The sequence below is a fragment of the Streptomyces sp. NPDC037288 genome, assembly GCF_055603265.1.
Window position 1 is genome coordinate 1 of sequence record NZ_JBVJVY010000173.1, and the last position, 3,028, is coordinate 3,028.

Here is a 3,028-nt window from a genome sequence, read left to right on the forward strand (position 1 = left end):
CAGCCCCAACGAATACGAACACCGACACCACACCGCTAAACTCACGCTCGCCGCGTGATCAATAACCGCGTGCCCACCTTCATGGGGGAAGGCCCCGCCCTCGGCCGCAGCGCACAGCGCTCGAGCCGAGATCATCACGCGACACAAGCTGACGCGACGTTGAATTGTTCACGATAGCGCTGTGTTCAACTATGTTTGACCTTCTGGCAGTTTCTTGCGACTAGAAGTAATGGAACAGCGATCACAGAGCTGCGACACCCCGACTGGCTGAATAGAAACCCTTCACTCGGCCACCATGTAGTCTTTTTCAGCCTCATTGTGGCTAGCCCTGTTGCAGAGAGCAGAGGTGGAGTAGAACAGCGTGTGACTCATCCACGGCAGAAAGGTATGAGTGCCCATGCGAAAAAAGCTCGCCGTAGCAGCCGCCTTCGGGCTGTTCCTGGTGCCGCTGACAGGCATGAGTCCCGCTCTGGCGGCCACCCCCGCAACATCGGGGAGCGGCGGTCAGATTGCTTGCAATGGACCGTCCTGCTCTGGCCTGGACCCAGCGAGAACTGTCAGCAGCCTGGACGGATACCTCTGTTTGACAGGCGCCTACACACCGTGGGACCCCTCCGGTATCGCTCGCTTCGCAACCTCTCAAGGGATCGTGGAGCTGCGGTACAGCCCGCACTGCCACGCGAACTGGGCCCGGATCACCAAGGCCCGGCCGGGGGCCGGGGTATGGGTCCAGAACTGGAACAACGAGATGCAACAACAGTACGTCCCCCAGGGGCGCAGCAGCACGTACACAGCAATGGTCAACGGCTATACAACGAGCCGCGCCGGTGACAGCGACGGTTTTACGACCTGGTATTAAGAGTGTGCTAGCTGCTGTTCGGCTAAGGAACGGGGATGCATCATGGTGTCATCTCGGAAGATCGTAACCCGTTTCCGCAAGCGATTGTTCCCGCAGCTAGCTCACTAATTCCGGTTCATTTTGGTGGCTCATCGCTTCTCTGATGGGCCACCAAATTAGGACCGGACAAACTCCAGCAAGCTGTCGAGTCTCAGCTGATGATTGACGGGTTGGCGTCGGGTGATGCTTGACGTCTGCCCTAGACGATCTTCCGGCGGTTGTGTTCGCCGGACTTGCGGACCACCACCTCCTTGCTCGTGACACGCGGGACGGTGGTGATCAGCTCCTGGCCGTGGAAGACCCGGATCACGTCTTCGCTCAGGTGGGCGGTGACGACCTGGTGGGCATAGCCGCGGCCGAGCTGGATGCGCTGTCCGGCAACCATGAAGCCGCAGACGCTGCTGACCGTCCGCTCGGCGACCTGCTCGCCGGGCGGAAGCAGCTGCGGCGGTGGCCCGGCCGGGCGAGCACCTTGCAGGCGCCCGCAGGCCGAGGGCGGCAGAGGGCTGGGCAGGGTGGCCTGCAGGACACGCTGCTCGTCCAGGACCTGCAGGACCTTCCCGTCGAGCCGGAGGGTGACCCGCTGCCCGGCGAATGGCCAGCCGACCAGGACCTTGTCCCCGCCGACGTAGCCGACCGCGTTCACGGTCCGATCCACCTCCACCTCCACCGCCCCGCCCGTGGCCGGTGCCGGGCCGGGGTCGTCCGCCCACGGTCCAGCAGGGCGGGCGCCCCCGCCTGCCAGCAGAGCTTTGAGTCACGACCGGACAGCTTCGAGGGCAGTGAGCCTTCCCCTTGATCGTGGACACCTGGAGACTGGGATCTTGAGGTTCCAGAGGAAGTAGCACCAGGTGGGAAGCAAGTGCACGAAGCGGTACAGCGAGGAGTTCAAGCGGGACGCGATCGCGCTCGTCGACTCCTCGGGTAAGACGGTCACCGCGGTCGCGCGGGAGCTCGGTATCAGCTCGGAGTCCCTGCGCGGCTGGTACCGCCAGGCAAAGGCGGATCGGGGCGAGGGCGCCCTGAGCGAGCTCACGACGGCCGAACGCGAAGAGCTCAAGCGGTTGCGCCGGCAGAACGCCGAGCAGGCCAAGACGATCGAGGTGCTGCGAAAAGCCGCGGTCTTCTTCGCGAAGGAGAGCGATCGGTGAACGAGATGTACGCGTTCATCGAGGCGGAGAAGACCACCCACGGCGTCGCTTTCCTGTGCCGACTGCTCAAGGTGGCCCGCTCCTCCTTCTACGCCTGGCTGGCCGCGGCCAAGACCCGCTCGGCCCGCCAGGCCGCCGACGAGGCCCTGGCCCACGAGATCACCGTCATCCACGTCGCCTCCCGCCACACCTACGGCGTCCCGCGCATCCATGCCGAGTTGCGGCGCCTGGGGCGACGCGTGAACCGCAAGCGGGTCGCCCGCCTGATGCGCGAGCACGGCATCCAGGGAGCCCCACCGCCGCAGGCGGCGTTCGCTGACCCGGCCGGACAAGAAGGCGAAGCCGGCTCCCGACCTGATCGGCCGCGACTTCCACGCCGAGACCCCCGGCACAAAACTGGTCGGCGACATCACCGCCCTACCCACCGGCGAGGGCTGGCTCTACCTTGCCTGCTGGCTGGATCTGGCCACCCGCGAGGTCGTCGGCTACTCGATGGCCGGCCACCATCGCGCCGAGCTCGTCGTCGACGCGCTGGAGATGGCCGCCGGACGCGGCCGTCTCCAGCCCGGCTGCATAGCGCATTCAGACCGCGGCAGCGAATACACCAGCAGCCACTTCCGCCGCCACATACGCGAGTTGGGCCTCCGGCAGAGCTGCGGACGCACCGGATCTTGCTTCGACAATGCCGTCGCGGAGAGTTTCTGGGCCCTGCTCAAAGAAGAGATCGGCACCCGCGTCTGGCCCGACCGGACCACCGCCCGCGCCGAGGTCTTCGACTTCATCGAGACGTTCTACAACCGGCGCCGACTGCGCAAGCACAAGGTCTTCGGCTACCTCACCCCGGCCGAGACCCGACAGCGGCACCAACACGACCTCGCGGCATAAGGAGCCTTTTCAACGGTGAGCCTCCAGGGTGAGGATGGCCTTTGTGGTTGACGTGAGTGCGTTCGGGCTGAGTCTGGCCTTGCGGAGGATCCGC

At 65.2% G+C, this 3,028-nt stretch carries 2 protein-coding genes and 3 pseudogenes; 4 read left to right on the forward strand and 1 reads right to left on the reverse strand.

The annotated features are described in order from the left end of the window. Positions 1 to 457: 457 nt before the first annotated feature. Positions 458 to 859: a DUF2690 domain-containing protein gene (locus ACZ7GZ_RS42900; protein ID WP_360100809.1), complete on the forward strand. Its 402-nt coding sequence runs from the start codon at positions 458 to 460 to the stop codon at positions 857 to 859. 238 nt (positions 860 to 1,097) lie between these two features. On the opposite strand, the pseudogene ACZ7GZ_RS42905 reads toward ACZ7GZ_RS42900, so the two are convergent. Next, positions 1,098 to 1,684: pseudogene (locus ACZ7GZ_RS42905) on the reverse strand (IS481 family transposase); the annotation flags it as partial. Positions 1,685 to 1,749: 65 nt separating this feature from the next. Here ACZ7GZ_RS42905 and ACZ7GZ_RS42910 point away from each other — a divergent pair. The 3 genes and pseudogenes from ACZ7GZ_RS42910 to ACZ7GZ_RS42920 all read left to right on the forward strand — a co-directional run. Beyond that, positions 1,750 to 2,049, forward strand: a complete 300-nt coding sequence (locus tag ACZ7GZ_RS42910; protein ID WP_471033258.1) for a transposase — start codon at positions 1,750 to 1,752, stop codon at positions 2,047 to 2,049. Positions 2,050 to 2,054: 5 nt separating this feature from the next. Beyond that, positions 2,055 to 2,336: pseudogene (locus tag ACZ7GZ_RS42915) on the forward strand (IS3 family transposase); the annotation flags it as partial. Positions 2,337 to 2,355: 19 nt separating this feature from the next. Further along, positions 2,356 to 2,934, forward strand: a pseudogene (locus ACZ7GZ_RS42920) (IS3 family transposase); the annotation flags it as partial. Positions 2,935 to 3,028 lie beyond the last annotated feature (94 nt).